Source organism: Agromyces binzhouensis (assembly GCF_004135055.1).
Taxonomy (GTDB): domain Bacteria; phylum Actinomycetota; class Actinomycetes; order Actinomycetales; family Microbacteriaceae; genus Agromyces; species Agromyces binzhouensis.
In genome coordinates this window covers 1-3,651 of sequence record NZ_SDPL01000326.1, presented here as the reverse complement: position 1 = coordinate 3,651, position 3,651 = coordinate 1, and the positions used below count along the sequence as shown (strand labels likewise).

At 74.1% G+C, this 3,651-nt stretch carries 5 protein-coding genes; 1 reads left to right on the top strand and 4 read right to left on the bottom strand.

What is annotated here, in order from left to right:
• The 4 genes from ESO86_RS13475 to ESO86_RS13460 form a co-directional block, all read right to left on the bottom strand.
• On the bottom strand, positions 1–374 hold a 374-nt coding region (locus ESO86_RS13475; protein WP_129235478.1), incomplete at its 3' end, for a glycosyltransferase family 2 protein.
• Positions 371–1,420, bottom strand: coding sequence for an NAD-dependent epimerase/dehydratase family protein (locus ESO86_RS13470; protein WP_129235477.1), 1,050 nt, complete (start codon positions 1,418–1,420; stop codon positions 371–373). The genes ESO86_RS13475 and ESO86_RS13470, both read right to left, overlap by 4 nt.
• Positions 1,417–2,208 carry an MTAP family purine nucleoside phosphorylase gene (locus tag ESO86_RS13465; RefSeq protein ID WP_129235476.1) on the bottom strand — a complete coding sequence of 264 codons (792 nt, stop codon included), beginning with the start codon at positions 2,206–2,208 and terminating at the stop codon, positions 1,417–1,419. Before ESO86_RS13465 ends, ESO86_RS13470 begins: the two co-directional genes overlap by 4 nt.
• Before the next feature lie 95 nt (positions 2,209–2,303).
• Entirely contained in the window at positions 2,304–2,780 is a 477-nt protein-coding gene (locus ESO86_RS13460) for a hypothetical protein (protein ID WP_129235475.1), read from the bottom strand.
• 124 nt (positions 2,781–2,904) lie between these two features.
• On the opposite strand from ESO86_RS13460, the gene ESO86_RS13455 reads away from it, so the two are divergent.
• The gene (locus ESO86_RS13455) at positions 2,905–3,504 is read left to right on the top strand and encodes a TetR/AcrR family transcriptional regulator (protein ID WP_129235474.1); all 600 of its coding nucleotides are present in this window, start codon (positions 2,905–2,907) and stop codon (positions 3,502–3,504) included.
• Positions 3,505–3,651: the final 147 nt, after the last annotated feature.

The window sequence follows — 3,651 nt, the reverse complement described above, 5'->3', positions numbered from 1 at the left end:
ATCGGCCACGCCGACCCGCTCGTCGGTCGCCGCCGACCGAGCACGAGGTCGGCGTCGCCCTCCTCGACGAGCCGGACGAGCTGCGGCAGGTCGGCGGGGTCGAGCGACGCATCTGCGTCGCAGAAGGCGACGAACGGCGCCGTCGCCGCCTCGAGGCCCGCGTTGGCGGCCGCGCCGAATCCCCGCCGGGGCTCGGTCACGACGGTCGCACCGTGCTCGCGCGCGACCTCGGCCGAACGGTCGGTCGACCCGTTGTCGACGACGATGGCGCGCACGCCTTCGGGGAGGCGGCCGAGCACCCACGGCAGCGCCCGCTCCTCGTCGAGGCAGGGAAGCACGAGGTCGATGCTCGGGCCGCCGCGCCCGCCGGTCATCGTGACGCCCCTGCCGCGGCGAACTCGGCCAGTCCGTCCGAGAGGTCGACCCGCGGCGCCCAGTCGAGTTCGGCGCGGGCTCGGGCGGATGACGCGGTGATGTGCCGCACGTCGCCCAGCCGGTACTCCCCGGTGACGATCGGGTTGGGGCCGCCCATCGCCCGGGCGAGCCCGGACGCGAGCTCGCCCACCGTCGTGACGACGCCCGAGCCGACGTTGAACGCGCGGGCGGTTCCGGCCGCCAGGCCGTGCAGTGCGTCGGCGGCCGCGAGGTTGGCGGCGGCGACATCCGTCACGTGGACGAAGTCGCGGCGCTGCGCGCCGTCCTCGAAGACGCGGGGCGGCTCCCCGCGTGCGAGCGACGAGCGGAAGATCGCTGCGACACCGGCATAGGGGGTGTCGCGAGGCATCCGCGGCCCGTAGACGTTGTGGTACCGCAGGAGCGCGGCGCGACCGCCGGTCGCACGCGCCCACGCGGCGACCAGGTGCTCCTGGGCGAGCTTCGTCAACGCGTACACGTTGCGCGGATCGAGCACGTCGTCCTCGTCGACGAGATCGGGGGCGAGCGGATGCCCCGTCTCCGGGTCGCGCGGCTCGAACCGGCCGGCATCCAGGTCGGCGGTCGTCCGCGCAGCGGGTCGGCGCCGCCGACCGTCCGCATCGAGGTACGCGCCCTCCCCGTAGACCACCATCGACGAGGCGAGCACGAGTCGATCGATGCCCGCACGGGCCATCGCGGCCACGAGCTCGGCGGTGCCGTGCACGTTCGTCGCGGCGTAGTCCGGCGCGTCCTGCAGGTCCACGCCGAGGCCCACCTTCGCCGCCTCGTGGAAGACCACGTCGACCCCGTCGAGCGTCCGGTCGAGGACCAGCGGATCCCGGACGTCCCCACGCACGAGCTCGACGCCGTCCGGGAGCCGGGCCGGGGTCGCGTGGACGTCGGAACGCAACGAGTCGAGCACCCGCACCGCATCCCCCCGCTCGATCGCGAGCCGCACGACCTCGGCGCCGATGAACCCCGCGCCGCCGGTGACGAGGACGGTCATCGCACCACCGGGAGGCCGAGCACGTGCTCGATCGCCTCGGCGTCCATGAGCTCGCGCGGGAGGTAGTCGGGCGGGATCGCGGCGACGATCCGCTCGACCGACGCGAGCACGCGCGGCCGGGCCTCGGCGAGACGGCGGAAGACGAGCTCGGCGGTCACGGCGTCGGGATCGTCCTCGACATGACCCGTGTCGGTGTCGGTCACCAGGCACAGCGTCACCGTGCCCATGCCGAGCTCTGCGGCGAGCGCCACCTCGGGGCAGAGCGTCATGTTCACGAGGTCGACACCGGCCTCGCGCAGGACGGAGGACTCGGCCCGGGTCGAGAACCTCGGCCCCTGGATCACCGCGACGGTCGCCCGCGGCGCGGCATCCGGCACCGCCTCGACCGCCACGCGACGCAGCTCGGGACAGAACGGCTCGGCGAACGGCAGGTGCCGCACGAGCGAGCCGTCGTAGAACGTGTCGGCGCGGCCCCACGTCCGGTCGAGGAGCTGGTCGGGGATCGCCCACGACTCGGGCGGGAGCTCGGCCCGGAGCGACCCGACCGCCGCCGTCGAGACGACGGCGCGCACCCCGAGATCGGCGAGCGCCCACGCGTTGGCGCGGGCGTTGATGCGGTGCGGCGGGATCGTGTGGCCGTCGCCGTGCCGAGCGAGGAAGGCGACCCGCCGGCCGCCGAGCTCACCCTCGGTGACGATCGCCGGGCCGAACGGCGTGGCGCGCGCGTGCGTCGCCCCGTCGATCAGCGCGGCGAGCCCCGTGCCCCCGATGACCCCCACCGTGTCCATGGCTCAACCCTGCCCGTCCCCCACTCCGCCGGATCGAGGAGGTTCCTTACGATCCGGTGACGCGGAGATGTCGCGCCGGCCGTGTGCTCGCCATGTCAGCTCCCCCGTTCCATCCTGCGCAGTCGCTCCTTCGCGGTCTTGCGCGCGCGCTCCTGGTCGGTGGGCGTCGTGATGGCGGTGAACAGCGTGCGGAAGCCGCTGACGATCGCCATCTTCGACGGCTGCTCGACCTGCTTCCGCTGCCGCTCGATCGACTTCGCCGAACGTCCCTTCCGCGACGCATCGCTCGAGGAGGCGCGTCCGCCGGCGCTGCCGTACCGGACGGCGACCCGCTCGAGTCGCGCCGACGAGCGCTTCGCCGCACGCCGCGCCGCGTAGGGCACGCGATCGGCCTCGCGCTTGACGATGACGATGCGCCGCTTCTCGGCCGACGCGGCCGCCGTCACCCTCGACTTCGCCGGCTCGGGCAGCGATGATGCGAGCTTGCGCGCCTGCTTCGCGGCCCGCTCGGCGTCCTTCACCGCGCGCTTCGCGTCGCGTCGCGCGTCGCGGTCGATTGCGGTCTTCGGCATGCGTCCCCCTCGCGTGTCGGTCGGGCGGCCACGATCGGCGCGCCTGCACGGGAGCGTACGCCGCGTGGCATCCGGACCCAACCCCTTGACGGCTCGACCGGCCACGCAACCTAGGATCGATGGCATGGCACGGCGGGGGGCGTACGCGAAGGGCGTCGCGAAGCGCGAGGAGATCCTCGCGGCCGCACTCGAGGTCATCGCGCGCGAGGGATACGGCCGTGCCTCGGTCCGAGAGCTCGCGGATGCGGTCGGGCTCAGCCAGGCCGGCCTCCTGCACTACTTCGGCACCAAGGAGGAGCTCTTCGCCGCGGTGCTCCGCAAGCGCGACGAGATCGACCTGGCGCGGTTCGAGGAGCGGACGGGCGACGTCACCGCGTTCGAGGGCCTCCGTCAGACCATCGGCCGGAACGCCGACGTGCCGGGCCTGATCCAGCTGTACGTCCGGCTCTCGGCCGAGGCGACCGACCCGACGCACCCCGCGCACGCGTTCTTCACCGAACGCACGCGCACGTTCCGCGTGTTCGTCGCGAGCGACATCCGCCGCATGCAGGCGGAGGGCACGGCCCGGACCGACATCGACGCCGAGCAGGCGGCGATGCTCATCCTGGCGTCCGCCGACGGCCTGCAGGTCCAGTGGCTCATGGACCCGACCATCGACATGGCGGAGCACGTCTCGGTGCTCCTGCGACTGCTCGAGCCGCCGCCGACGCCGGCCGACGCCTGACCGAAGGAGACACCGTGCCAGATCCCGCGCCCACCGTCGAGGTCCGGACGAGGGCGGGCGCGGTGCGCGGGCGGTGGCGGGGCGACCCCGGCACGCGGGGAGCCTCTGCGGCGTTCCTCGGCATCCCGTTCGCCGAGCCGCCGGTCG